Source organism: Sphingobium sp. AP50 (assembly GCF_900109095.1).
Classification (GTDB): Bacteria; Pseudomonadota; Alphaproteobacteria; order Sphingomonadales; family Sphingomonadaceae; genus Sphingobium.
Window position 1 is genome coordinate 20,988 of record NZ_FNYZ01000026.1, and the last position, 26,149, is coordinate 47,136.

Here is a 26,149-nt window from a genome sequence, read left to right on the forward strand (position 1 = left end):
GATCGGCGCGCAAAAGGGGGTCTGACGCAGTTTTGATGATCGGTGCTCAAGTTGCGCCGATCAGCCGGGCCTCGAGAAGGTCGAGTTTTCCGCGGCCGTACATCTGACGTTTGACCAGCTTGAGCTTGGTGATTTGCCCCTCAGTCTGGCCGTTCGACCATCGGGAGACCACTGCGGCTCGAACGGCGGCAATGTCCCTGGCGACGCCGTTTGCAAACGATGCGACGAGGCTGGCGCGTGCTCGGATTATCCATGGATCGAGATCGGCTCCCGCTTTCCGGCGGATCATAAGGTGGAACCCGTCGATGATCTGCCGTGCCTCGACAAGCGATGGCACGCCGGTTTCGACGGCGGCGACGGTGAGCGTTTCCGCCTTGGTGAGATCGTTGCGCTCGATCGTCATCAACCGCGCTATGGTTCTGGCTGAAGGCACGCGCTGCAGCGTGTCGGCATCTACCTTGTCGGCTCGCCTTCGGCGTGTTGCCCACTCTGTGACGACGCGAAGCGATCCCCGGAACCCCTGTGCCTGCAATGAGCGCCACAGTGCTGCGCCATTGTGGCGACCCGCCGCCCACTGCTGATCCAGCCATGGCAGATAGGTCTCAAGGGATGTTTCTCGCGTCCTGAACACGTCGCTGCGCTCGCCGCGCAGGACCCGCCGCACCGTGCCGCGACTGTGGCCGGTGCGGCGCACGATCTCCTTGATCCCCACACCGTCCCTGGAGAGCGCGAGGATCGCGGCATTGGTCTCTTCGCGATGAAGATATCCTTCGTATTGCAGCCGCTCGGCCGCCGTGAGCAGCTCAGGCTTGATCGACATCGCACCGATCGCGCATCGGATCTGCCGCATCGACCGGCGCACCGCGTCTAGGAAGGCATGGCTGGCGTTTTCCATGAGATGCCAGCGGTCGGCGACCTGCACAGCATTCGGCAGCGCCTTGGCCGCCGCGCGGGCATAAGCGCCGCCGCGATCGCGGGCAATTATCGCCACCTGCGGCTGCTCTGCGAGCCATGCCTGGGCGGTCGCTGGTTCCCGGTCCGGGAGCAGACGTATCGGCCGACGCCGCTCGAGATCGCAGATGATCGTGCCGTACCTTTGATTGCGCCGCCAGGCCCAGTCATCGATGCCGATCACCGTCGGAGCCGGAGACGGTGGGGTTCCCCGGCGTCTTACGACGCGGAGCAGCATGTCATTGCTGACAGGGAGCATCAGCCGCCGCGCAAAGCTGGCTGCGGGCCGACCTCCAAGCGCGAGACCGAGGTGATGAACCAGTGTTTCCAGTCGGCCCGTGCGCCGTGCCTAAGGAGCAACAGCCCCATCAGCGAAGCGTTCCGCGAAGATCCTTTGCCCGCATGACACAGTGTCGCACCGGAAACGGCGGACATCGGCCATCAGTTTTACGGCGCGGCCCGCCAAGGGCAAATCCGAGATCTGACGCCGGTAACGGCTGTGAACGCGGCAACTGACGCTGCGGCACTTTGGGCAATGGCTGGTCGGCGAAGAGCTACGAACGAGAATCGTTGCACCATCGTCGGCGATTGACGAGGCCACGATGGTAAACCCCGGTGGGATCACCGAGGAAGGTCGTAGTGCTTTCTGCATGGCGTTGCTCCCAACGTGGAAAACGAAGCCATTCAGGCAGATAATTGCATCAAAATTGAGTCAGAGCCCTTTTTGCACGCCGATTCACACAGGTGGCCCGCCAACAGCGGGCTGCACGATGGAGCGGCCCGCCTTTCAGTCCGCCAAGTCAGACCTTACCGTTGGCCAGCAGCTCGCGGGTGCGCTTGAGGGTCGAGAGGGGCCCTCGTCACTGTCGAACTGCGCCTTCTCGGTCTGCTCCTCGGGACCGCCTGGCTGCTGGCCGCGTAAGCCTAGGTAGCAATAGAAACGGGCCCGCCTCATCCTCGAACAATTCGTTGACGATGGCGCCTTCGCGCGGGCCGTTCGCCTTGAAAAACGTTACCTTCGATTGCGCTTCCAGCGTGATGATCTCGCGTAGATCCTGCCCTGCGATAGTACTCGCGCCACATGCGTGTAGCGCGCCGGCGACAGATTGCTGTGCCCGAGCAAGACCTGGATGATCCGGATATCCGTGCCGTTCTCAAGCAGGTGAGTAGCGAAACTGTGGCGAAGTGTATGCACTCTAACCCGCTTGACCAAGCCTGCCGCCTGCGTCGCAAAACGGCAGGCCGCATTAAGCACTAGGACGTCGATCGGCTTGCCGGCGCGCCCAGGAAACGCCAGCCTTCAGGTCTTGCAGGACGCCAGTAGGCCCGCAGAATGCTCAACAGGCGCGGTGACAGCATGACCGTGCGGTCTTTGGCCCCTTTGCCGTGACGGATCTGGATCAGCATCCGGTCACTGTCGATATCCGCAATCTTCAAGCTCACCGCCTCCGAGGCACGCAGTCCGGCTGCATAGCCTGTGGTGAGCGCGGCGCGCGCCGTCAGTGATGACACGGCCTCCAGGATGCGCACCACTTCGTCGGCGCTCAGGATGCTAGGCAGTTTGCGTGGCGTACGCGCGTAGACAATCCGCTCCGGTATCTCTGCCCGGTCCAGGGTCCCGCCATAGAATAAGCGCAAAGCGCAGACTGTCTGGTTAAGCGCGCCCCACGAAATGCGCTGTAACATCAGATAGACCTTACAGCACGGACATCCTCCAGGCCCAGCAGCTCAGGTGAACGGCTAAAATGGCGGCTGAACCGATTGTCCGCGTGGATGTAGGATCGCTGCGTTGGAGGCGACAGGTTGCGCAGGCTCATATCGTCGATCATATGACGACGCAGCGGGCTTACCGCTGCCGTGGCGTCAGTCATGGGATGGTCTCCTGATTGAAGATTGGTCCAGCAACCAAATCATCTGATCAGGAAGCCATTCTAGCCAAGGCCCGCCCTCTCCCGCGTCAGAGGGTTATTTCAATCCTAAAAATCATGCTTCTGCCAAAGTAATGACTGCTGGCGTGGACAAAGCGCGTCCTCGAAGATTGCATCATCCCATCGATAATGCGACATCAGCGAAATGTTTGCGAAAGCCATTTTTAGTGCGGATCTACTCGGGCTGTCTATGTTTGCTCTACCGCCGGCATTCCTGGCTTATCTTGTGATCGTCGTAGGGCGGAAAACCGCTGGCTTTAGAGACTGTTTGGAAAAGGTCAGATGAAGCAGTACGCAACCCTGCACGACGTGGCGACTGCCGCCGGCATGTCCCGTGCGCAAGTTTCACGTGCGTTGCGCGGGGACCCGGGTGTCAAGGAGGCAACCCGTGCGCGCATCGCGGAAATCGCTCGGACCGTGGGGTATAGACCGAACATCGCTGCACGGACCCTCGCCAGCGCGCGCACAACCATCGTCGGAGTGGTGATCGGAGAGCCGGACAACCCCTTCCACATCAGCCTTGCCAGTGCCATCGAAACGCAGTTGCTGGCGGCGGGCTTCGATGCCATCATCTCGATGCGCGGGATCAATGATGCTTCCGCGCTGGAAGAAGCTGAGCGCCTGATCGCCCTGCGGTCGCTCGCTGCGATCCTGATCTCGACCCCGCACAGCGACGACGCCATCCTGAAGATGGCAGGCCAAATGCCATGCGTCTTCATTGGCCGTCGTACTGGACATCTTTCGGTTCATTCGATCAGCGTGGACGACGAAGGCGGCGCTGCGCAGGCGGTGGAACATCTGGTCGGGCTTGGTCATCGCCGGATCGCGCACATCGGCAGCATGATCACTGCCGGGGCGATCGGGCGGACCGAGGGTTATCGCCGAGCGATGGCGGCGGCGGGGCTGGAACCGATGGAATATGCCGGACCGCCCGATTCCACGACCGGGCGAAACGGCGCCGACGCGCTTCTGGCTCGGTCCCGGCCGCCCACGGCGATCTTTGCCTACAACGATCTGATCGCCATTGGCGCGATGAACGGCCTTCATACACGCGGCCTAAGGGTGCCCGATGATATCTCCGTCATAGGCTTCGACGACACGCCGCTGGCGGCCACCGAGATGATCTCGCTGACGTCCCTGCGCCAGAATCCCGTTGAACAGGCCAGTGCCGCGCTGCACGCCCTGCAGGCGATCCTGCGCAACGAACCCGTGCCGGGGGTCATGATCCCGGTCGAACTGCGCATCCGCCGCTCGGTAGGACCACCTCCGGTCAGAAAGTGATGGAGCTGATTAGTCCCGGCATGACGAGGTCGCGCTCGCTCGATATGCCCACCGGATTGACGATATACTGGACGCTGGGCCGCAGGATCAGCCAGTTGCGGATGTGAACCCCGTAATAGAGTTCCATCGCATATTCTGATCCGGCCCGCGGAGTATCCGGGCTGGCTAGCAGGTCCGAATAGGACGCGCGGCGATTGACGTGTGTGCGCGCCATGTTCAGCCCGAAATCGTCGTCGGGGCGATTGGCCAGAATGCCGATGTAGCTCAGCCAGAGACCTACCTGATTTTCCAGCCGGGTGGTGCGGCGGTCCGTCTGCGTGAAGTTCAGATAGGCTGTCAGGCCGTGAGTGGTGCGGGGACCATTGCCGTCATCGACGAACCGGCCGGTCAACTGCTGTTGCATCAGCAGGTAGCCGCCATAACGGCCCTCGCGCCGGATCGGATCGAGTCCGCTCGTCGCGAACGGCCGCCCGTCCACGCCGGTCAGCACGTCGTCCGCTCTCGCGCCGCTGTACCAAGCGCCGACGCGGTAGAGACCGGGGAGACGCGAAGCTCCCAGATGGGAGCGCAGCCCCAACTCGACCGGCACCGTGACGCTCTTGGCGCCGCCGTGGCTGAGCGCGATGCCGTTGTCCAGATTGTTCGGATTGTACTCGTAGACGCCGGTCATGATCGAAAGATCGTCCGCCGTCAGCCGCATAACGGTGCCCCACTGACTGACCGGGCTGTTGAACCAGTAATCGCCCACAAGGTTGCCGATCTGTGCGCCGCACAGCGCCAGGCTGGAAGCGTCGCATGGCAGGGTTGCGAAATCCTCGCCCATGTTCACGCGCCCCAGCTTGATCGATGCGATCGTACCGAAGCGCTGCTGATACCACAGCTCCGAAAGACGATAAGTCTGGCCACGACCATATAGTGCCTGCGGTTGGAGCAGCATCGAGATGCCCGCCTTGTCCATCAGGTTGTAGCCAGAGCGCTTGCTCAGCGCTAACTGGATCTTGCCGCCTTCGACCCCTGCGAACTTGTCCATGTCGATGGTGGTGCCAAGGACATAGCCCATCACCTGCGTGACCGCGTGCCGTTCGCCGCCGCGGATATTGCCGGCCAGTTCGCCCAGGAACGAGATGTCGATATCAACACCGCGGTCTTTAAGGTTGGTCCTCAGACCGCCCCAGTCCCCGGTCAGTCCGAAACCGGTGGCGGGCTTGGGCGAGACAGGTTCGCCATTTATGGGCGCCGTCGCCGCGACAGGCCCGGCATCGCCCTTCGTCCCGACGGAGCCCAGTTTGACCTGCTGCGCGAATGCTGCGCCTGGCACGGGTGCGGCGAAGGCGATCGTCATTCCGGCGACCAATCCGCCAAGATGGCGATAACGCGCAGGCGATTTCGCCTCTGCTTCCATGTCAGGCATTGCCGATCCGATAGTTGAGTTGCAAGAATCCCGGCGTGGACTGAGGTCTACGCCGGGATCGTTCAGGTGCCCAAAAAGCGTTAGGCGAGAGGCTGTCTGAGCTTGCGGCGGCGATACCAGCGAACCAGCAGCGCCAAGACCGCGAGGCCGCCCGCCGCCGGCAAGATAATCAGCCACGCGCCGAGTCTGGCGATCAGCGGCTTCTCACCGCCGTCACGCAGCACTGTGACCTGTTCCGCCGTCACCTTTGCATCCGGGTTGCCGTAGTGCGAGGTCACGAAGTTCGCGATCGCGGCGACCTGTGCGTCATTCAGATCATCCTTGAAGCCGCGCATCATGGCATGGTCGTTGGCGCCCTGACGATGTACGCCTTCGAGGATCGTCATCACCAGATTGTTCGGATCGATCGAGCCGGTCGCTGTGCTGTGGACGAGCGAAGGATAATAATTATCCTTGGTGCCGCTGCCGGCAAGCTGGTGACAGCTGGCGCAAGTGGCACCGTACAGCACCGCGCCATCGTCGATGGTCTCGTAGCTCGCGCGGTCCTTGATCACCGGCGCTTTCGCCGCTTCACCGGCGCGGATCTCGCGAGAGACGCGCCCTGCCATTCTGGTGTCGAAATCATAATGGTTCGACTGCTCCTCGCCATAGGCGAAAGCGGCCCTGTCCTGCCCGGGGGTGGTCTTGGCAGGAACCGACTTTAGGTAGACGGCGATAGCCTGCAGATCATCAGGCTGGAGATGACGGAAGCTGTGCTCGACGGCCTCGGCCATGGCGCCCGCGGCGACACCCTTGCCTGGCGTGCTGCCATTGCGCAGGAAATCGACGATTTCCTGATCGCTCCACGCACCTACGCCCGAAACCTTGTCCGAAGTGATATTGGGAGCGATCCAGCCGCCAAACGCCGCTCCGCCGAGATAGGAGCCGTTGTCATTCGCCATCATGGCGTTGCGCGGCGTGTGGCAGGTGCCGCAGTGCGCAAGGGCATCGGTCAGATAGCGGCCACGGGTAATCTGCGCGCTCTCGCCGTTTTTCGCTTTGAACCGGTCCTGCTTGAGGAACAGCATGTTCCACCCCGACATCAGCCAGCGCTGGCTGAAAGGAAATGACAATTCGGTCTTGTGCGCCATTGCCTTCTCGACCGGCTTCACGCCCTTCATGAAGTAAGCGTAGAGATCGGCGATGTCGGTGTCGGTGATCTCGCGATAGGAATCGTACGGCATCGCTGGGTAGAGATGCTGGCCGCCGGGCGTGACGCCCTCGCGCACGGCGCGAGCGAAATCTGCCTGGCTCCAGTTGCCGATACCGTACTTCTTTGAAGGCGTGATGTTGGTGGCGTAGATCTTCCCCATCGGGGAATCGATCACGTTTCCGCCGGCGAAGGGCGCATTCTCACCGGCAGGCGTATGGCAGGCGGCGCAATCGGCGGCCGTTGCGAGATAGGCTCCGCGAGCGACGGCATCGCCCGAAGATGCGGGGCGCGGGGCTGCAGCCTCATGAGCGACTTCGGGAAAAGCAGCGTGCGCGATCCCGAGGGCCGCGCCAAGGCACGCGACAGCGGCGGACAGGACTGCGTGACGCGCGGTCAGGCGACGACGCGACATGCTCAGACTTCCTTGTCGATAATCGCTGCGGTGCGCAGGCCGATGGCGGCGCCCGTGACGGTGGGGTTGTTGGTCGAGGCGGCGGGCATCACGCCCGTGGTGGCGAGGAACAGGTTCTCATGATCCCAGGTGCGCCCTTCGTGGTTAACGACCGAATCCCTTGGATCGTCGCCCATGATCACGGTGCCCATCGGATGATCGCGGTTTTCGTACTCAGTGATGTTCTTGCTGAACAGCTTCGCCCCAAGGATCTTCTGGAACTTCTCGTAGTCTTGCTTCACGACTTCGCCCGCCCGGCGTCCGTAACTGCCGACATCGAAGTGAATCGACATCATCGGCAGACCGAACATGTCCTTGTGCTTGGTGCTCAGCGTGATCCGGTTGGACGGGTCGGGCAGCATTTCGATGTTGGCCCAGGTCGATGCATATCGCGCGGCGAGATGGCGGATTTCCGCATCCAGGCCCGGACCGATGCGGCCTTCATTCATCAGCATTTCGGTGATCGCGACGTTGCCTGCATGGTTGCCGACTTCATGGCGAATAGCGCCATGCTCGCTGCGCCAGGGTCCGTCGCGCCAGTTCAGCACGTCACCCTGCTGGACTGGACCACGACCGGACCACAGTGGCTCGTCCGCAAACATGGTGATCGAGAAGCAATTGTGATCCATTAGGTTCCGCCCGACCATGCCCGAGGAGTTGGCGGCGTCCGAAAGCAGAAGCAAACGCGGCGTCTCCAGCGCATGTGCGGCGACGAGAAACGCGCGCGCAGTGAGGCGCACGCTCCGGCCTTCGGGGGTGTGATAGTGGATCGCCACGATCTTGCGCCCGTCCGCGCTCTTTTCGAGCTTGTAGGCGACCGCGTTGGTCAGCATCTTGGCGCCGGCTTGCTCTGCCTTGGTAGCATGGCGGTCGCCGGAATACTGCGCGCCGATCGGGCAGATGGGCGAGCAGTTGTTGTTGCCGACGCAGGCGGGGCGATCATCATAGGGATCGGTCGCACGGCCATTGGGCTGATAAGTATAGTGGTACCCTGCTGCCGCCATGCGGTCCTTGAAGCGCTGACTGTAATAGCTGAGCGCCTGGGGCCGGATCGGGAAGGGATGGCTGCGCGGCGGATAGGGCGCACCGTTTTTGCCTGAATAGTCCGCTTTGTCGTCGCCCGAGATACCCATCTCGACTTCGGTTTCGTAATAATAGGGTTCGAGATCGTCGTAGGTCAGGGGAAAGTCGCGGCCGACACCGTAGATGCTCTTGAGCTTGAAGTCGTTCGGCAGGTTGCGCCAGCACGATCCGCCCCAGTGCCAGGTCGTTCCGCCGACCATCTTGAGCATACCAGGAACGTAGGAATCCGGCCCGGTATTTTCGATATAGCCGGGCGTGTAGGACGTAGGCGCCCAGGGCTGGGTAGGGTAGGAGGCATTACGGTTGCCGCCGTTGGCGCTGACGTTGCCGTTCACGCGAAAGCTTTCGACCAGCTTCCAGCGGGGAACGCGGGGGCCGGCTTCAAGGATAATGACGGACTTGCCCTGCTTTGCAAGGCGATGTGCCGCCAGCCCGCCGATAACTCCTGACCCGACGACGATCACGTCCGCGTCATAATCCGAATTTGCCATGAGGATTTCCGATTTAAAATAACAGTTGAGCGTTCAGTCGGTCGCCAAGGATGCGGGCTTTTCGCCCCAAAATCCTGGACCAGCGCGTGAATAGCTCGGGATCACGGTGACATCGTAAGTCGGGCGCCACATCAGCGCGCCGGTGTACGTGATGAAGTCGGCACCCTCGGTATAGGGGGTGACCTGGCCAACGACGCCGAGATACCAGGCACTGACGATATCGACCGCAGTCGCCTTTAGCGCGGGATCCTGCGCGATCCTTGATTGGGGATATTGCGCAAGTTCCGTGAGCTTTTCCGACCCTATCGCGTCCGCCAGCCTAGTAAATGCCGCAGCGAAACCTTTGTCTCGGCGGACAAGCGCCGACCATGCGAGTGGTCCCAGGTCGTCTGCAATTTCGGGGTGACCAGTCAGCAAGCGGGAAATCGCCATAAAATTCGACGGCGGCGGCGCGGTCGCGGTCACATCAGCAAAGGCGGAAGCCATATCCGTCGCAGATCTCAATGCGACCGGAAGTGCAAACGTTAGCCCGACAACAAAATTGCGGCGGCTAATCAGGGCTTTGCCGACCGCCACTCGCTTCTCAACCATGGTTTATCGTACCCATTTCTGTCCATGCGCCCGATTCGAGAGCGCTCTCATGGCTCTATGAGAGCGCTCTCTAAATTTGTCCAGACGTCTTATGGAAGGATAGGGGGCAGCTACCCGTCATCAGTACGCATCCGGTAAGGACCGCAGCTACTGACGGTGATCTGCCCCCACCGAGTGGACCGATTGGTCTTTTAGTAATGGGGTGGACGCCCCCCGACGGCATCGATGTGCCACTGATCTGCCCCCTGCTGAGTGGCCCAGAGACTATGATAGTCTGGACCACGAAAGGGACATCGAATGCCAAGCAAGAAGCACAAGCCGGAAGAGATTATCGGCAAGCTGCGTGAAGTTGAGATTGTGCTGGCGCAGGGGGCATCGACCGCCGAAGCGTGCCGCCGGATCGCGGTTAGCGAACAGACCTACTACCTCTATGGACGGCTCTCCCTTTGCAAGCGGCATTGAAACGTTCTGCGTGGATCAGTTGCAAACATCTATCCGGCGTCAGCTGGTTGTCCAGAGCGCCCAAATGGGAAATCCGCACACGCGCACCTCTACAGCTGGTAGGCCTCAAGGGCCTCGATAATAGTCAGGCTCGTCGCGCGTCGGCTCGATCAGTGCAGTCCATTTCTCCGTCTACTCGCAAACTGGTTCGGTTCTTCAGGCGGCGGCGCGGTATTGATCGCCCGTTCGAAGCACGGCCCAGATTATCCGTGCGTTCTTGTTGGCGATGGCAACCGTTGCGCGGTTGAAGCCGCGTCGCTCCCGAAGCTGGTTGGCCCATTGGCTGATGGGATCATTTTTATTGGGTGCCGTTCTCACTACGGCACGCGCGCCGTGAACCAATAGGCTGCGCAAATGCTGGCTTCCTCGTTTAGAGATGCCCATAAGCACCGCCTTGTCACCGCTCGAGAACTGGCGCGGTACTAATCCAAGCCAGGCCGCCATGTGGCGCCCATTCCTGAAGTCCGAACCATCGCCGACCGCTGCGACAATCGCTGTTGCCGTTTTAGGCCCAACGCCTTTGATCCTGGCGACACGCTGACAGGGCTCGCTCGATTTGAAGACGGCTTCGATTTTCTTGTCGAAATGCTCTATGCGGCGTTCGAGATCGCAGAAGAAATCCCAGAGCTCGGCAATGGTCTCGCGGGCCATAGTCGAAAGGCCGGAGTCGGCGCGTGCGAGTATCTCCGGAATCATGCGTCTCGCCCGGGTAATCGACTTGGCAAAGGCAATGCCACGATCAAGCAGCAGCCCGCGCATCTGGCTGACTAGGGCCGTTCGGTGGTTCACAAGACGCTGGCGGGCGCGGTGTAGAGCCTGGATATCCTGTTGCTCCACGCTCTTCTTAGAGGCTGTTTGGAAAATCGTTGGCGGGGGTTGTCGCGGAGATCTGCGTCTGATTCAGGCTCTGGATGTGGACCCATCAGAGCCGAGGGCGCATGGCCCAGATTGCCAAGGAGACGAAGCGCTATCCCAGTGATCTGACCGATGAGGAATGGGATCGCCTAGCGCCCCTGATGCCCAAGCCGGGGCGCCGGGGCCGCCCACGCGAGGTGGATTTTCGCGAGGTTATCAACGCCGTGCGCTACCTTGTTCGGTCGGGCTGTGGGTGGCGGATGCTGCCGATCCATTTCGGGGCATGGCAGACGGTTTATGGCTGGTTCCGGGAACTGGCTCGCAGGTTCCTGTTCCAGACAATCCACGACATTGAACTGATGCTCGATCGCGAGCGCCAAGGGCGAGAGGCCAGTCCGAGCGCAGCAGTGATCGACAGCCAGTCGGTCAAAGCGCCATCCGCAGAAAAGCGAGGGTTCGACGCAGGCAAAAAGGTTGTTGGGCGCAAGCGGCATATCGCCGTCGATACCGATGGACGGCTGCTGATGGTCAACCTGACCACTGCGGACATTTCGGACAGCGCGGGTGCCCAGACCATCCTCGATGGCATCCGCAAACGCTGGCCCTGGATCAAACATCTCTTCGCCGATGACGCCTATGACCGCCTCAAGCTCATGGACAAGGCAAGCTATCTGGATTTCGTCGTCGAGGTCATTCGACGCAGTGATCAGCAGCAGGGCTTCAAGGTTCTGCCCCGACGATGGGTCGTTGAGCGGACCTTTGGCTGGATGATCCGATGGCGCCGATTGGTCCGCGATTATGAGAAGCGCATCGACGTCTCGCAGGCCATGATCCTCGTCGCCATGGGCGGCAATCTCCTACGCCGAAACGTTCACCCCTGATTTTCCAAACGGACTCTTAGGCACCAGCGGAATGTGGGGTTGGCGCACAGCCGTAGAGATCGCCTCGGCATCGTTGCCGTCGTTCTTCTGCCTGCGGACAAATGGCTTCACATATTGAGGACTCACGATCTTCACGTTGTGGCCCAACTCCTCAAATTGGCGGGCCCAGCAAAATGCTCCAGTGCAGGCTTCGATCGCGACGGTGCAGGGCTCAATCCCGGCCAGCACCGAAAGTAGTTGGTCGCGCATGACCCGCCGTTTGAAAATCGCATTGCCCTTGCGATCAACGCCATGCAGCTGGAAGACATTCTTCGCCAGATCAATACCAAGTACATCGATCGTCATCATTCCTCTCCTTCGACTTCCGGTTGCACAACGATGCTCCGGGGTGGGAGAGCCGTCCATCCCATTAGCTGGCGCAAGGAATATGGCGGGCTGAAGACCGATCAGGCACGGCGGATGAAGGATCTGGAGAAGGAGAACCAGCGGCTGCGGCGTGCGATCTCCGACCTCACATTGGACAAGCTGATCCTGCAGGAGGCGGCCAGGGGAAACTTCTGAGCCCCGCGCGGCGGCGACGCTGCATCTATCATGTTCGACGAGAGCTTCCGATGTCCGAACGACGGATCTGCCGGGTGCTGGGCCATCATCGATCGACGCAGCGCAAAGTCCCGCCCGGGGCAGATGACGAACAGGCGCTCACGGAGGACATCATCGCGCTGGCAAAGCAGTATGGTCGCTACGGCTATCGCCGGGTGACGGCATTGCTGTGCCATGCAGGATGGACGGTCAATCATAAACGGGTCGAGCGCATCTGGCGGCGTGAGGGGCTGAAGGTCCCGCAACGTCAGCCAAAACGTGGCAGGCTCTGGCTCAACGACGGATCATGTATCCGCCTGCGGCCGGAGTATCCGGGACATGTATAGGCCTACGACTTCGTCGAAGGTCGCACGCATGACGGCCGCAAGTTCCGCATTCTGACGATCATCGACGAGGCCAGCAGGGAATGCCTGGCGCTCATCGTCGCGCGACAGCTCAAGCATGAGGATGTGCTGGCAGCCTTGGCGGACCTGTTCGCCTCGCGCGGCCCGCCAGCCAATATCCGGTCCGACAACGTCCTAGGTCAGGAAGCAGCGGCGGGTTTTGGCCAGCAGATATCTATGCGCCGACAAACATCGGCGCTGCATGCATTCTGATCCAGATGGCTTCCACCGTCAACGGGATCGCTCCCTGCCATAGCAAACATAGGATCCAGCGGTGCCGGAGCAGCCGTGGTCCTCACCGTCCTTAAAACGAGATACGCACCCAGGTGGAAGGCCCGAACATTATCTACAGGGTCGCTCTCGCGCCCTCACGGCACTTGCAGAGAGGGGTCCTTCCACCTGGCATCCGACCGTTCGAGGAACGGCCGGTACTCTGTCCCCGTCTTGATGACGGCGTGAGCCACGCGCGCCATCTTGGCGGTGAGCGCCGTCATCGCCTTGCGGCGGCGATCGGCGTCGTCCGCGTGCCCGGCGGTATATCGTCCGAGCTTGTCGCGGAAGCTGTTGTCGCGTTGACGCGCGGCGACCTGGGCAGCCATCCAGAATGTACGGCGCAATCGCGCATTGCCGTACTTTGATAGCTTCGTGCGACCGCGGAACGTGCCGGACTGGCAGGTTGCGAGATCGAGGCCGCAGAACTTGAGGAATTGGCGGTGATGGTTGAAGCGGCGAAGGTCGCCTGCCTCAGCCAGAATCGTCAGTGCGTTGATCGGTCCGATGCCGGGGATATTGCGCAGCAGCAGGTAATCGACATGCTCTGCGAGCCGTGCATGGGCGAGCCGTTCGATCTCGTCGCGCTGGTGGATGAGGCTGCGACCTTGCGCGATGACCATGCGAAACATGGTGATCGCGACCGAGTCCTCGGGCACCGGCAACGCCGCAGAACTGCAGGCAGTCTCGTAGACATCGTTGATCAGCCGGGCCTTGGAGACCTTACGCCCGATCAGTGGCCATGCCGCCGCGGAGAAGGCTTCCCGATCAAGTGCGGTAATGCTGGCCGGGGTCGGAAACCGCTCGATCAGCGCCAGGAACCAGTCCGACCGGCTGTTGCCCGCAAAGCGGGCGATCTCGGGGAAATAGAGCGGCAGGTAATGGGTCAGGATCCGATGCCAGGTCTGGGTCTTCATCTTGGAAACAACCTCGTGGGTCTTCGACAGCTCCTGAAGATCGTTGATGCCGGCGGCGAGAGGATCGACATAGCGCTGGGTAGCGCCGATCCGCAGCATGTGCAGAATGACCTGCGCGTCCTTCGAATCGTTCTTGTCCCAACCGTTGTGCAACGCCTCGCGGGTTCGGGCCAAGGCAACCGATGAGATGAGACGCAGCTCGAACCCCGCGGTCAGTAGGTGGTGCGCGAGAGTCCGGTGATAGTTGCCGGTTGCCTCAAACCCGACAACGATAGGGCGACCAATAGCAGCGAGCTGTTCGGCAAAAGCGTCATAGTCCTCCTTGGTCGCCATGACGGTCATACGTCGGCGCCGGCCGCCTTCCGGTCGCTCGATAAGGACCTCCTGCCGGTTCTTAGACATATCGATCGCTACCAGCACCGCGCCGGCGGGTGTAGAACAGAGCTTGGTCATGGTCGGTCAGCCTCCAAAGTGTTGTCTCGACAACTTCACTTTAGACACCTGCTGGCCGGCCATGGCTTGCCCTGATGAAGCCTACGGCCGCTACGCGGCCTTGCCTTCATCAGGGCCATCGCGGCTCCCGAAACGGCGCTTCCCAATGTGCTATGGCAGCGAGTTTATCGCGACGGCCGTCCAGCAATGGCTGGGGCAGATCGGCGTGAAGACGCTCTACATCGCACCGGGATCACCATGGGAGAATGGCTATAATGAAAGCTTCAACGGGTCGCTTCGCGACGAACTGCTCAATGGCGAGATCTTCTACAGCCTCGCCGAAGCCAAGGTGATGATCGAAGCCCGGCGGCGGCATTACAACACCGTGCGCCCGCACAGCAGCCTGGGTTACCGACCGCCGGCGCCAGAAACGGCCTCACCGCCATATCCGGCCTCCGGTTCCGCTTCGCTCCACCTCCGTCCGGATATGGCGGCGATGAGCTTAATGCACTAACAAACCAATCGGTCCACTCGGTGGGGGCAGATCAATCGCCTATCTCGTTATCGTCGCCGCACCCCGTACATTAGGCGAACTGCTCAAACATTATCACAAGTCACTATCGGCTGTTCCGGTCGGCGAGATTTCCAAGGAACTGACCGCCCAAGCGATGTCCGATATCGAAAAGACGGTTGCGGCCGCCTGATGCCATGATGGCAGCGGCGCTATCGCGATGAACCTCCACTGGCCGCTTCCCGACCCTTATATCTGCTGCTTACAGGCTTTGGCCTCCTGACCGCATGGATGGTCTGGTTGCCATTCGTCTTGAAGAAATTGCCGGACGGCAAGAGCCCCAGACATTGCCGTCACATCGATCACCACGGCTTCCCGAAACTGGCCTTTGCGGGGTTGCGCGACCGTCCCGGTTCTCCATCTCCGATATGCCATTTCAGGAAAACGCAATCGGGAACAGGTTTCGGGGGAGCCAACCTGTCATCCGAATGTCTGCGCGCACCGCCACCCGCCGCCCTGCAAAACGTTCTCAAACGGGAAGCGGCCGGCGAGCTATCTCGCGGCGGCGCTCCTCTGTTCGGCAGGCGTCGCAGCGCGGTGTCCGTAACTGAGGACGCTGTTGATCCGCCAGGCGCCATCGTGCTTCGCCCAGACCATCACGAACTTGGCGATCCCCTCGCATCTCCCCGTCGCCAGGTCGCAGAAGCGGTGTTCGCCTTCCTCGACTGCGCCATAGTCCTTGATCGGATAGACGCGGAACGTCGTCGGGATCAGCTCGGCTTCACCTTCCCGCAAATGTACTTGCGCACGCCGTCCACCATCGCATCACGATCAAGCGTCGCCCGGCCAGTGTCGTGATAGAAGGCCACCTTCGGATCGAAATAGCCGGAGAAGGTCGGCAGATCGCAGCGGTTGTAGGCGTCGAACACCTTGGCATCGAGCGCGCTGATCTCCGTTGTCAGCGGATCGGCCGGAGACGGCATGGGTGTCGCGAGAAGGCCTGCGCCAAAGGTGATGGCAGTCAACATGATTTTGGTCCTGTCAGTTCATCTGGCTACGAAGGAAGGCGATCAGTTTCGGATCGCTGCCGGTGCTTTCGAGAATGGGCAGGATAACCCGCCATCCGTTGTCGCTGTTGGTCAGGATGACCACGCCGTCGCCGCTCGCACGATTGATTGCGGCAAATGTGAAAGCCCCAGCATCCTTGCCAGTGTGGAGCATGGTCGTTTCGCCAGGAAAGCCGAGAAGCTGCCAGCCGAGGCCAAAGCCGGTCCAGCGGGGACAACTAGTCGCCTTCCTTCCAACACATAGCTCGGGAGTCAGATCCGCCTGCGATTTACTGCGCTCCGCTGCAACAGATGCGATCAGGCCCCGGTCGTTGCGGGCATTGATGAGGAAGCGCGCATAATCACGGGCCGTCGCGTGGGCCAGATCGGCAGCATTGTAGCGCGTCACCCGCTCGACGGGGAGCGACTTGCCGGCCTCGTCATATGGCACGGCGATCGGCACCGTCTCATTTTGCGCCGACACATAGCCCGACGCGCGCATATGGACCGGGGCGAACAACGAGCGCCCGGCGAGCGTTTCGAACGGCTGCCCGGTGCGACGCTCGGCGTAGCGCGCAGCATATTGATACCCCTCGCCCGAATAGCCGGTGATCGTGCCGGGATCATGAACGAAGGCCAGCCCCTTCGCATCGCGCCAGTTCGGTAATCCGGTGCGATGGCTGAGCGCCATGCGAACCGTCAGCTTCAGCCGTCGCGGATCGCGCGACAGGTCGGGGTCGCTCCAGTAGCGATCCATCGGTTCATCGAGCGACAGCTTGCCGGCCGACACCAGTCGCAGGATGACTTCCGCTGTGAGTGGCTTCGTCAGCGAGGCGAGATTGTAGGGCGTGGCGACAGTCGCCGCCCGGCCAGGGCCAGCCATGCCCCAAGCGCCCGTCGAGACGATCCGTCCGTTGCGAATCACAGCGACTGAAGCACTTTCCACGCGCTGTTCGCGAAGGGTTGCGGTCATATCCGGCAAAGAGGCCTTGGCGCTGGCGTCCGCCATCGAGGCGCAAGCCACCAGCGCGATCAAACCGCCGTAAACTATCCCTTTCAGGAGATTGGCTGTATTACTCATGTGCAACAGCTATCAGCGTCGAAGTTGGGCCGCAACCCGGATCGTATTTCCATCGACGAGACGAACGTGCGAACCGCTCTGGAGATTGCCCAAAAACCATCGTTTTCAGGAGGCTTCCAAAGGCCGGCAGTTCCGGTTTGTCTCCCAGCCTTTCTGGACGGCTGACGACCAACCCAAGCCTTTCTGCAGGCGGGGCGTGAACGGCCGCGCTCGCCGAAACCAGTCTTCCCTTGGCATCGATGCCGCCGGATCAAGGCACTTCCTGATACACCGCCTCTACATTGTTCCCGGCGGGATCGATCACGAAGGCCGCATAGTAGTTCTCGTGATATCGAGGGCGAAGTCCGGGTTTGCCGTTATCTCGCGCGCCCGCCGTTAACGCAGCTGCATGGAACGCATCGACCTCGCTTCTGCTTCTTGCCGCGAAAGCCAGATGGACTGACCCTTGAGCAAGGGCGGCTCCACTTCTAACGAAGAAGTGAACCTTCTCGCGCCCGTAGCCTGCCATTTGCCCGTCAGGGCGCTCTAACAGAAACTTCTGCTCAATCCCCAAAGGCGCCAGCGCTGCCTGATAGAAGGTGCTGGCCGTCGTAACGTCGTCAACTTTGATGCTGATATGGTCAAAAAAGCTCATGGCTGTCCGACTCCTTTCCGGCACAACGCCGTTATTGTTCGGGTGCTTAGCCTGCGGTGTGCGCCTCGCATCCGCATGTCTTGACGCCGCCGGCTTCAGGCTGTCGGCAGCATCCCGCCGTCCAGTCGGATATTGGAGCCAGTGATGTATGATGCTCTTGGGCTCGCAAGGAAGCAAATGGCATCCGCGATCTCCTCCAAGGTTCCTACACGGCCTACCGGCACTTGCGCAAAGAGCGGCAGCACGGCCTGCTCAACTTCTTCCCAAGGCGCATCCACAGCCACGCCCTGTTGCGCCCCCACTTCTCGGAACTTCATGTCCAACTTGGCGCTGTGGATCGTGCCAGGCGAGACGGCATTGACGGTCAAGCCATCCGCCGCGACCGCCTTTGCCAACGATGTGGTCATGGCAAGCATCGCAGCCTTCGCAGCCGAATAATCCGGATTTCCCGCAGGAGGCATCATTCCGGCCAAACTTGCGATATTGATGATGCGGCCCCACTTCGCCGCACGCATTTTAGGCAGCAAGGCGGTTATGACCCGAACCGCCGCGAGTACATTTCGGTCATACACCGACGCCCATGAGCCGGGAGCGGTGTTGCTCCAATCTTCGCCGGCACCCGAGCCGCCCGCATTGTTGACGACGATGTCGATGGAACCAGCAAGGGCAACGCCCTCCGCGATCAGGGCTTGGACATCTTCGTCCACCGTTAGATCTCCGGTGACGACATATGCCTGACCGTCCCGCGAACGTATCTGCTGTTCGACGCGCGTGGCTTGTGCCCTGTCACGGCCATGAACGAGGACAATTGCGCCTTCCTGCGCTAAGCCCTTTGCGACAGCCTCGCCGATACCTTTGCTGCTGCCTGTGACAAGGGCGACCTTGCCATCCAACTGTAAATCCATGATCGATGCACCTATCTTGACTAAACCCGGATGTAGGAGGCCCACAATCGGTATCGCAAGACCGCACCAAAAAGTGCCTGTCACAATTCTTAATAAGGCGGCATGCCTCGGCCCTGATGGGGCGGTCGCTCTTGTAGCCCAAACTTTGCGAATGATCAGTGGTCGCTGGAAGCTGGCGATCCTGTTTCGGCTTTACGCTGATCCAGTCTTGCGCAGTTCACACCTACTTCGCGACATACCGGGCATTTCGCAGAAAATGCTGACACAGCACTTGCGAGAATTGGAGCGCGATTGCCTCATCGACAGAACGGATTTTGGTGAGCAGCCCCCACGCGTCGAATATCGCCTGACCGCAAAAGGGTACGAGCTCATGCCAGTGCTGATGGCGGCACGGCAATTCTCGGAGAATCATCAAAGCTGAGCGAGGAGTCCGCCGAAATTACAACTGTGCCGCTCGCTTCTCTCACGTCGGGAACTCTTGCAGGCAAAAAGTGCGAGTTGCAGACGCTGAACAGCCGCTTCTGTCGATCGCTGCCTTTCGACGTGGTGCACGCGCACGATGGCTTCGTCCAGGGATTTCGGGCGCTTGCGTACGGAATACTGTCATGGAGGAACCCGCGGGCCCCGTCCACTGGTCTATGGGTAAAAGGCAGCGGTAGATCGTTCGGGCTGAGGGGGACGTGTCAGCTTGTCCATAATCAGTAGGATACGAAGGTACTGTGAGGGCGGTTGAGCAGCGTCGCATCCCTGATCCGGCACCCAATGGGCGCGGTTTTGATCGCACCCTTGACGTGAGCGCACATTTTCTCGTTGGCCGAGATGTGATGATTTTGGCCAGGCTGTAGGGTAAGCCATGTCGGATCATGGCGTGTTTTCACGGGTGGGGGGCGTCGATGTCAGCGGCGCGCGGGGCAGACGCCAGCGCGCGAAGGTCTCGATGAGGGTCATGTGCCCGCCGCAGCAAGGACATGGCGGGCTGTGATCAGGCAGCTCGTCGGGTTCGGGCGCCTCGACCAGTACAGCAACGCCCAGCAGCCTGCGAGCCAGCGCGATGGCGTCCTTGTGCGTTGAACTGGCGAGCAGGCCATGATGCCGGATACGGTGGAAGCCGCTCGGCAGGTCGTGGATCAGAAAGCGGCGGATGAAATCTTCCGTTGCCAGCGTCATGACCCCAGCTTGCCGGTGTCGAACAATGCCAGCAGGCGCGTGAGGAACCGCGGCGAAACAACGCACCCAGCACGCGCACCGGCAGCAAGAAGGCGGGACGCGACGAGATCCAGCGCGTGCCGTCGAGCGCGATGCCGCCACCGGGCACGATCATTTGCACATGCGGGTGATGGGTCAGGGTCGATCCCCACGTATGCAGCACTGCTGTGATGCCGACCCGCGCGCCGAGGTGCCTGGGATCGGCGGCGGTGGTGAGCAGCGTATCCGCAGCCGCGCGGAAGAGCAGGTCGTACACCACCGCCTTGTTCTGCCCCCCGATGGCGGCGATCTCGGCGGGCACGGTGAACACATGGAGTAATCGCGGGAGGCGATGCGTCATCTGCCACATGTGTGCTTGTATTTAGAAGTTGGCTGCTCCCCGATAAGATGGAGAAACGGGCTCTCGATTGGAACCGAGCCTAAACATCGAAAGGAGAACAGCCGTGGCGCAATATATAGGTTTTGACGTTTCGCTTAAAGACAATTTTGTCTCGGTTCGCGAGGATGGACGGCGGATCTGGCAGGGTAAATGTCCGTCTGATCCAAGATTGCTTTCTGAGGTGATCCGCAAGCGTGCGCCCGAAGCGACGCAGATCGTATTCGAAACTGGGCCGCTGTCGATCTGATATTATCATGAAGTCACAGCGACTGGGCTGTCAGCCATCTGCATAGATGCTCGGCAGGCAAAGAAGGGGCTCGATATGGCGTGGAATAAAACTGACGCTAACGATGCCGATGGTCTCGCCCATTTGGCCGAGGCTGCCTTCTACAGAGAGATTCGCGTAAAGGGTTACGACAGTACCCCGAAGAGTGGCGCTTCAGAAGAGATGCCCTCTGATGGTTTTGCTTTGTCTGATCGATGGTGTCCATCCCGGCCCATTTGCAATGCATCCATCCGGATGTTCTTCATGCGACGCTCGCTTCTCGCAACCTCCTTCGCACGCGCTGCTGCTCCCGTGTGACACTCACGCCCTCCCGAACGACGCGCCTGCACTGGTGACGCCGGCTCTGCGCCCTAACTCGCTGAAACAATAGAACATTGGGTGTACCTAACTGAATCTTCGAGGAATCTTGCGCAGCGATTCCGGGCCTGCTAGGCTTGGGAAGGGTATCCGGCATTGAAAGGGGGGCGGCCCGCATGACCGTTTCTCAGCCAGAAGAGATGCTGCGAGGACAGATCGAGCGCCTGCTAGGCAGGCTCGGTTATGATCACGATCGCGATTTCAGGACTAACGCGGACGATCAGGAAACGCTGCAGCTGCGCCATGCGCTGGAGGTTGCCTTTGACCGGATCGGCGTTGTGGGAGCCCTGTGCCCCCGAGCGCCCCTCGCAGGAGAAGACGGCGGCAGCAAGGGGGCCCGAAGCCTGCCCGTCGTTTATGTCATTGCCGCCTCAGGGCTGGCGGACGCGGAAGAGAAGCACCGGGCCGTCTGGTCACAATCGGTCGTGCCGCAGATCCTGATGGCGATGCCCGACGGCTTCCAGGTACGCAACGGCTACGACTATCGCGCAGCCGGCCCGCTCGTGGGCTGGGAGGCGCTCGACAACGACGAGCTACCCGCTTCGCTGACTGCATTGACCTCCCTCTCGATCAGGAGCTCGCGTGCTTGGAGCGACTTCCAGATCGGCGACCGAGTGGACGGACGGATCGCGCGCGATATTCGCAATCTGAGCCTGAAGGTCCGCGCTGAGGACCAAGCTCTTGCTGATCGTCAGGATATCGTGAACGCAGTGATCGGACGGTTCCTGTATCTCTACGTGCTTGTCGATCGTCAGGTCATCGACCAGGCGTGGGTAAGCGCGCTCACCGATGGTGAGGGCATCGCGAGTTGCCCTTCGATCCAGCTGCATGAAGGGCACGGCGTCAGCGCTCCTCCTCTGCCTTGGCCTACAAACGAAGTCTGGTCGCTCTTCGATGCCATCGATCAGGTGCTGAACGGGTCGGTTTTTGCGGTCGCACCCGAAGACCGCAGGCTCGTCTCCACAACGACGATGCACTTGGTCCGCCGCGTCCTTCGCTCTGACGAGATCGACCGCAGCGGGCGTCAGCAATATGCCTTCATCGATGTTGATTACTCGACAATCCGCACTGAGACGATCTCAGCGATCTACGAGTGTTTCTTCGAGCTTGAGGGAGAAGGCGAACGGCAAAAGCACGGAGCCTATTTCACGCCAGCCTTTGTTGTCGACTACATCATGCAGGAAGTCGATCGCATCGCGCCGCTCTCGTCCGATGTGAACGTCATCGATCCGGCATGCGGCTCTGGCGCATTCCTGGTTGGCGCATATCGCAACATCCTGGAACGCAGGCGGGCCGCGCGCGACGTGCTCGACCCCGGAGTGCTGCGCAAGGTTCTGACTGATTGTATCCGAGGTATCGAGCTAAAGGACCAGGCAGCCAACGTGGCCCGCTTTAGCCTCTACCTAACGATGCTCGATTACCTGCCGGGCCGCACCCTGCCATCGCTTCAGGACGAACTTGGCGAGGAGCGGCTTTTCCCGGACCTTACCGAAAACATCCTCAATGCCGATGCATTTGCGCCGCTTCCCGGAGATTTTCGCCGCGCCTTCACGCATGTCCTCGGCAATCCTCCCTGGAAGAAGGCCGAGTCTGGATCGCTGGCGCTCGAATACGAGCAGCATGTTACCCGCACCCTCCACGATACGGTCGTCGACGAGCATAATCTCGCCGAGCTGTTTTTCTGGCGCGCATCTCAGGACCTTGCCAAGCCCGACGGGGCGGTGATCGCCTTTGTCATTCCGAGCAAGTGCTTCATCGCCCCATCAGCGGTCCACTTCGCGCATGCCGTCGCAAACCGCACCCGTCTGCTTGGCCTCGCAAACTTGACGAGCTTTCGTCGCAAGCTCTTCGAGGATGCCGAGGAAGCCGCGACGATCGTCTTCGTGTCGCCGCAAACGCCACAAAGCAATTCAGTGGGCTGGCGCTATTCGCCCAAGCTCGCAAGCCAGCCGGTTGGCGCAGATGGCCGGCCTTGGGCAATTGTTGTCGATCGTGGCCAGGTCGAGCGCTTTCATCAGGTCCAACTTATGGCAGCCGGTCATCAATGGTACCGCGACTTCCTTTTGCAGCCGCTTGACCGCAGGGTTGCGACCTCGCTCGAAACAACTGGTAAAGCGGGCCGGGCTCTGAATTTTGAAGGGTTTCTCGCGGCATCGGGCATGCATGTCTCGGTGGGTGAGACCTACAGCCGGACGGGGCTTCCTCAAGACCTCGTCCTAGGTACCCATGGTGCCAATGATTTCCGCAAGCGCCTCGGTCTCGATCCCAGTGGGATTGCGGACCTCTCCAACTCCGGCAATAGGCAAGCTTACGAAATCGATGACGCGACGTTCGCCGGTCTGTCCGAACGTCTGCGCCTGATGTTTCGCGGCCCCACCATGTTTCTTCCACGATCGCAGGCGCGGCCGTATGTCGTCGGGCGCGCTGCGTACAATGCCTCCATCCAGGGCATTTACTTCAAGAGCGATCTGGTCGCGCCTGACCTGCGGGAAGCGGTGCTAGAGGAGGTGGGCTCCTACTTCTCCACTGCCGTCGGACGGTACCTCATTTCCATTTTCGGCAGACAGTGGATTGCCGACCAACGCCGGTTCGAAACCCCTGACCTCAAGCGGCTTCCGTTCCCCTATCTCAATTATGCGGAACTTCTGCAGCATCCGATTTCGGGTTTCCAGAATGCGGATGGCGTCTTTGACGAAGAAGGTTTCGCCTACTTTGCTGCGCGTCAATTCGGCGTAGAGCCCATCTTTGCGCAAGCTGCCCTTGAGCACCGGTCGCTTCGCGAACCGTTCCAGAACGGCAAGCGGTCTCACGTGGCGACAAGCGAGCCGAGCACCCGTGCACGCGAGATCTATGAACAGGCAATCCGCGACGAACTGAAGAAGCTCCTCGCTGGAACGCCGCTACGGGTTATTTCCCGCCGGCTCCCGGAAAACCGTAGCGAAATCCAGATCGTACTGGCCGCGCATCCCGACACCATCACGCTCACGGAATGGGAGCGACCAACGCCCGACCTCGCGATGGAAACGTGCATCGATCTGCGCAACGAGGAGGACCATGCCATTGTGCGCCTGTTCAAACCAGATGTCGCCACCGCGTTTACTGCAGAGCGCGCGTATGCGGACGCAATTGGTGTCGCGAACAGGATCATGGCCGGATGAGCCGTGGTGCACTTCCCACGATCAGTGCCAGCATTCCACGATGCACCGGATACATCGGGAAGATTCAGGCCCAGGTGTGGGAAGACTTCATAACCAGCGTCCTGGCCCTGCTCAGGACAGCAGGTGGACGGATTGCCCGCGGTGATGAGGGCTATGACTACAAGGTTCGCAAAGGTTGGTTCGGCAAGGGGCAGTACAAGATACTAGGAACCGAGGTCGCTCTGCCCCTCGAAAACGCGGTCACCGATGCACTGACGCGGGCCTGCGAGACCATCCGCCGGGACCGCCGGCCCAATCACTTCCTGATAGACAAGCATATCTTCATTGCGTCCCAGCAACCTCGTGAAACTCAGGAGCAGCTAGGCGACATCGCCTTTACCACAGACATCAAGATCGCGTCATCCACGCTCCACTATCTGGACTTGCGCATTGAGGCAAAACGCCTGCTGGGCAGCGCCCATGCGGCGGAATACTGTGGCACGGAGGGTTTGCTTCGCTTCGCTCATTCCGAACCCTACACAAGCGCCCCGCTAGGCATGATGCTGGGCTACACATTCCGCTATGATGACGCGCACTGGCATTCGAGCATCCAGACCCAAGCAGCAAAGCATGGAGTCACTGATTTCAAAGAGCTGCGCACCGGTAGATGGACCACGGCCGCGAGCTTGATGACCTCACCCGGCGTTGGAGACGTTCTGGTCCTTCATGTCATGCTATCATTTGAGAGCAAGCCCAGTGTCCGAGAGCTGGACGGGGCCGCATGAAAGATAGGTAAGCGCCGACGGAAGGCGGCCTTGCTGCCGGCACCGGAATAGGAAAGCTCGCGGCCTTTGAGGAGGTGTGAACAGGGACATCGAGCAGTCAAACGAGATGGGGTGGTTGCCGCCCTCCATGGCTCATTTTTAATCCAGCAAGCTGAGAAAAGCCGGGTGACTGCGTCGGTTTCAATTTTCCGTATGCGCATCAATGTGCAACAGGCTCGGGCTTCTGCCAAACGCCGAGCGTCAACGCCTCATAACCATTGAAAAAGGTTTCAAAATTGAAGAGGTGCCGCTGACCGTCGTCATTCACCAGGCGCACCTCGGCTTCACCGAGCCGGCCAGCACGCTGTGGCCCTGAATAGCCCGCAACGATCCCGAACAGGTCCCCATCAGTTAGGCGCCCAAAGTTCGCGCGGAACAAGGGCGACTGGATGCAATAACGGCATGGATTCATGGCATCGAAATCGGGTTTGCGTCGGCTTCGATGCGGATGCCCCGTCACCAAGGCGATCATCGGACGTTGCGCCTCTGCCTGCTCAACGAACCGCCACAGAGTCGAAGTTATCGTGTTACCATATTGGGCGCTTAGCCCACGGATTAGCGCCAAGGACGGCTCACTCGCCATAGCTTCTTCGCCAAAACGGTCCGCCATAAACAGCAGGCGACCCGCAGCGAAATTCGCCTCAGCCTCCATTGCCTCGTGAAAGTGCGGAGTGAGCGTTGCCGCGTCATCGCCGAACATCATGCCTTCGTGCCACGGAATGATGCTGTGGCCAATTTCATGCGCCTCGTTCCAGCGATGCTTGAGCTGCGGCACGTCAGCATCGATCAGGATGCGCTTTGAGTCGGGTAGGTATAGGGCCTTGAGACTAAGCTTCTGAATCGCTTCCCTAAGGAGCGTTGGGCGCTGCAGCACCTGTAACCCGGCGACCTTCATGCGGCTGAAAACCTCCCGCACGAAACCATCGTCGGTCGAACTGTAAAACTGTCGGTCAAGCTTGAGCAGTTCGCGCACCATGCGAAGGTCGATCGGCGGCTCCGGATTACCGAGTCCGCGCAGAATCTTTCCGACCTGATCATCGATGTCTGAGACCGTACGCGGTCCGAGCGCGACGTTCCTCATCTTTGCGCCCTCTCTTCGATAACCGACGCCACAATGTTGAGCAGCGCTATCTCGTCAGGAGACAACGCGCTGCAAAGCTCGGAGCGCGCCGCATAGCGCTGCTGATCGATAAAGGGCTCGACGTCATTCGCGACGAGAACGCCAGCCATCTCGTTCAGTTTGCCCTTTGGCAAATGATAAGTTCGCGCGATCGCCCACACAGTGCGGGCATCGACGCGATAGAAAGGATCCTCTTCGATCGCTTGAGCGTCGCTTAACTCGATATCGACAGCCTCGGCGAACTGATCAACGGACAGGCCCTCGCGGCGGCGCAGAAGATGCACGAACTCGCCGAACGAAGGCGGCGGCTCGCTCGCCACGCCTTCCTCATTGTCGCCGGTGGCATTCGCCTCCGCCAAACCACGGCTCGCGCCGATCGGAACCTCGGCCTCCCCACCTAAGCGGGCCAGCCACCATTCCTTGCTCCTTTCAAATCGCATCATCT

21 protein-coding genes and 8 pseudogenes are annotated in these 26,149 nt (G+C 60.6%); 10 read left to right on the forward strand and 19 right to left on the reverse strand.

Annotated features, from left to right (window positions below; all coding sequences use genetic code 11):
- Positions 1-46: 46 nt before the first annotated feature.
- The 4 genes and pseudogenes from BMY84_RS25705 to BMY84_RS30260 form a co-directional block, all read right to left on the reverse strand.
- Positions 47-1,603: pseudogene (locus tag BMY84_RS25705) on the reverse strand (ISL3 family transposase).
- Positions 1,604-1,963: 360 nt separating this feature from the next.
- On the reverse strand, positions 1,964-2,206 hold the full coding sequence (locus tag BMY84_RS30925) for a tyrosine-type recombinase/integrase (protein ID WP_218147033.1): 243 nt from the start codon (positions 2,204-2,206) through the stop codon (positions 1,964-1,966).
- Positions 2,206-2,637 carry a tyrosine-type recombinase/integrase gene (locus BMY84_RS30255; RefSeq protein WP_218147034.1) on the reverse strand — a complete coding sequence of 144 codons (432 nt, stop codon included), beginning with the start codon at positions 2,635-2,637 and terminating at the stop codon, positions 2,206-2,208. Before BMY84_RS30255 ends, BMY84_RS30925 begins: the two co-directional genes overlap by 1 nt.
- The gene (locus BMY84_RS30260; RefSeq protein ID WP_218147035.1) at positions 2,637-2,822 is read right to left on the reverse strand and encodes a phage integrase N-terminal SAM-like domain-containing protein; all 186 of its coding nucleotides are present in this window, start codon (positions 2,820-2,822) and stop codon (positions 2,637-2,639) included. Before BMY84_RS30260 ends, BMY84_RS30255 begins: the two co-directional genes overlap by 1 nt.
- 339 nt (positions 2,823-3,161) lie before the next feature.
- Here BMY84_RS30260 and BMY84_RS25720 point away from each other — a divergent pair, with 339 nt between their 5' ends.
- On the forward strand, positions 3,162-4,160 hold the full coding sequence (locus BMY84_RS25720) for a LacI family DNA-binding transcriptional regulator (RefSeq protein WP_093087758.1): 999 nt from the start codon (positions 3,162-3,164) through the stop codon (positions 4,158-4,160).
- On the opposite strand, the gene BMY84_RS25725 is transcribed toward BMY84_RS25720, so the two are convergent.
- From BMY84_RS25725 to BMY84_RS25740, 4 genes are all read right to left on the reverse strand, one after another.
- A complete protein-coding gene (locus BMY84_RS25725) occupies positions 4,150-5,571 on the reverse strand; it encodes a carbohydrate porin (RefSeq protein ID WP_093087760.1) in 1,422 nt (473 codons plus the stop codon). The two genes, BMY84_RS25720 and BMY84_RS25725, sit on opposite strands and share 11 nt — an antisense overlap.
- A gap of 80 nt (positions 5,572-5,651) precedes the next feature.
- Entirely contained in the window at positions 5,652-7,175 is a 1,524-nt protein-coding gene (locus BMY84_RS25730) for a cytochrome c (RefSeq protein WP_093087761.1), read from the reverse strand.
- A gap of 2 nt (positions 7,176-7,177) precedes the next feature.
- Positions 7,178-8,788, reverse strand: a complete 1,611-nt coding sequence (locus tag BMY84_RS25735; protein WP_093087762.1) for a GMC family oxidoreductase — start codon at positions 8,786-8,788, stop codon at positions 7,178-7,180.
- Positions 8,789-8,821: 33 nt separating this feature from the next.
- Positions 8,822-9,379 (reverse strand): sugar dehydrogenase complex small subunit, encoded by a 558-nt coding sequence (locus BMY84_RS25740; RefSeq protein WP_093087764.1) that lies wholly within the window; start codon positions 9,377-9,379, stop codon positions 8,822-8,824.
- Positions 9,380-9,676: 297 nt separating this feature from the next.
- Here BMY84_RS25740 and BMY84_RS29465 point away from each other — a divergent pair.
- Positions 9,677-9,805 (forward strand): annotated as a pseudogene (locus BMY84_RS29465) (IS3 family transposase); the annotation flags it as partial.
- A gap of 231 nt (positions 9,806-10,036) precedes the next feature.
- On the opposite strand, the pseudogene BMY84_RS25745 reads toward BMY84_RS29465, so the two are convergent.
- Positions 10,037-10,750 (reverse strand): annotated as a pseudogene (locus BMY84_RS25745) (IS110 family transposase); the annotation flags it as partial.
- 41 nt (positions 10,751-10,791) lie between these two features.
- Here BMY84_RS25745 and BMY84_RS25750 point away from each other — a divergent pair.
- Positions 10,792-11,616, forward strand: a complete 825-nt coding sequence (locus BMY84_RS25750) for an IS5 family transposase (protein WP_093087765.1) — start codon at positions 10,792-10,794, stop codon at positions 11,614-11,616.
- Here the strand turns inward: BMY84_RS25750 and BMY84_RS25755 are convergent.
- Positions 11,593-11,964, reverse strand: coding sequence for an IS110 family transposase (locus BMY84_RS25755; protein ID WP_256215446.1), 372 nt, complete (start codon positions 11,962-11,964; stop codon positions 11,593-11,595). The genes BMY84_RS25750 and BMY84_RS25755 overlap by 24 nt on opposite strands.
- Positions 11,965-12,030: 66 nt before the next feature.
- Here BMY84_RS25755 and BMY84_RS25760 point away from each other — a divergent pair.
- A pseudogene (locus BMY84_RS25760) lies at positions 12,031-12,731 on the forward strand (IS3 family transposase); the annotation flags it as partial.
- Positions 12,732-12,945: 214 nt separating this feature from the next.
- Here the strand turns inward: BMY84_RS25760 and BMY84_RS25765 are convergent.
- A pseudogene (locus BMY84_RS25765) lies at positions 12,946-14,239 on the reverse strand (IS110 family transposase).
- 154 nt (positions 14,240-14,393) lie between these two features.
- On the opposite strand from BMY84_RS25765, the pseudogene BMY84_RS25770 reads away from it, so the two are divergent.
- Positions 14,394-14,732 (forward strand): annotated as a pseudogene (locus BMY84_RS25770) (integrase core domain-containing protein); the annotation flags it as partial.
- A 34-nt stretch (positions 14,733-14,766) separates the two neighbouring features.
- Positions 14,767-14,922 carry a baeRF12 domain-containing protein gene (locus BMY84_RS25775; RefSeq protein WP_256215449.1) on the forward strand — a complete coding sequence of 52 codons (156 nt, stop codon included), beginning with the start codon at positions 14,767-14,769 and terminating at the stop codon, positions 14,920-14,922.
- A gap of 359 nt (positions 14,923-15,281) precedes the next feature.
- On the opposite strand, the gene BMY84_RS30265 is transcribed toward BMY84_RS25775, so the two are convergent.
- From BMY84_RS30265 to BMY84_RS25795, 5 genes are all read right to left on the reverse strand, one after another.
- The gene (locus tag BMY84_RS30265) at positions 15,282-15,524 is read right to left on the reverse strand and encodes a hypothetical protein (protein WP_218147036.1); all 243 of its coding nucleotides are present in this window, start codon (positions 15,522-15,524) and stop codon (positions 15,282-15,284) included.
- Entirely contained in the window at positions 15,500-15,757 is a 258-nt protein-coding gene (locus BMY84_RS30270) for a nuclear transport factor 2 family protein (protein WP_218147037.1), read from the reverse strand. The genes BMY84_RS30265 and BMY84_RS30270 overlap by 25 nt, the downstream gene beginning before the upstream one ends.
- 13 nt (positions 15,758-15,770) lie before the next feature.
- The gene (locus BMY84_RS25785; RefSeq protein ID WP_256215447.1) at positions 15,771-16,856 is read right to left on the reverse strand and encodes a serine hydrolase domain-containing protein; all 1,086 of its coding nucleotides are present in this window, start codon (positions 16,854-16,856) and stop codon (positions 15,771-15,773) included.
- A 250-nt stretch (positions 16,857-17,106) separates the two neighbouring features.
- A complete protein-coding gene (locus BMY84_RS25790) occupies positions 17,107-17,490 on the reverse strand; it encodes a VOC family protein (protein WP_093087768.1) in 384 nt (127 codons plus the stop codon).
- A 95-nt stretch (positions 17,491-17,585) separates the two neighbouring features.
- Complete coding sequence (locus BMY84_RS25795) at positions 17,586-18,395, reverse strand: SDR family NAD(P)-dependent oxidoreductase (protein WP_093087770.1); 810 nt, start codon at positions 18,393-18,395, stop codon at positions 17,586-17,588.
- Between the two features lie 151 nt (positions 18,396-18,546).
- Between BMY84_RS25795 and BMY84_RS30275 the strand changes: the two genes are divergently transcribed.
- The gene (locus tag BMY84_RS30275) at positions 18,547-18,816 is read left to right on the forward strand and encodes a winged helix-turn-helix transcriptional regulator (protein WP_218147038.1); all 270 of its coding nucleotides are present in this window, start codon (positions 18,547-18,549) and stop codon (positions 18,814-18,816) included.
- 440 nt (positions 18,817-19,256) lie between these two features.
- On the opposite strand, the pseudogene BMY84_RS25805 reads toward BMY84_RS30275, so the two are convergent.
- Positions 19,257-19,911 (reverse strand): annotated as a pseudogene (locus BMY84_RS25805) (transposase); the annotation flags it as partial.
- Between the two features lie 133 nt (positions 19,912-20,044).
- Between BMY84_RS25805 and BMY84_RS25810 the strand changes: the two are divergent.
- The 3 genes and pseudogenes from BMY84_RS25810 to BMY84_RS25820 form a co-directional block, all read left to right on the forward strand.
- A pseudogene (locus BMY84_RS25810) lies at positions 20,045-20,401 on the forward strand (IS110 family transposase); the annotation flags it as partial.
- Positions 20,402-20,739: 338 nt separating this feature from the next.
- Entirely contained in the window at positions 20,740-23,781 is a 3,042-nt protein-coding gene (locus BMY84_RS25815; RefSeq protein ID WP_093087773.1) for a DNA methyltransferase, read from the forward strand.
- The gene (locus tag BMY84_RS25820) at positions 23,778-24,545 is read left to right on the forward strand and encodes a hypothetical protein (protein WP_093087774.1); all 768 of its coding nucleotides are present in this window, start codon (positions 23,778-23,780) and stop codon (positions 24,543-24,545) included. Before BMY84_RS25815 ends, BMY84_RS25820 begins: the two co-directional genes overlap by 4 nt.
- 199 nt (positions 24,546-24,744) lie before the next feature.
- On the opposite strand, the gene BMY84_RS25825 is transcribed toward BMY84_RS25820, so the two are convergent.
- On the reverse strand, positions 24,745-25,665 hold the full coding sequence (locus tag BMY84_RS25825) for an ImmA/IrrE family metallo-endopeptidase (protein WP_093087776.1): 921 nt from the start codon (positions 25,663-25,665) through the stop codon (positions 24,745-24,747).
- Complete coding sequence (locus BMY84_RS25830; RefSeq protein ID WP_093087777.1) at positions 25,662-26,147, reverse strand: helix-turn-helix domain-containing protein; 486 nt, start codon at positions 26,145-26,147, stop codon at positions 25,662-25,664. Before BMY84_RS25830 ends, BMY84_RS25825 begins: the two co-directional genes overlap by 4 nt.
- Positions 26,148-26,149: the final 2 nt, after the last annotated feature.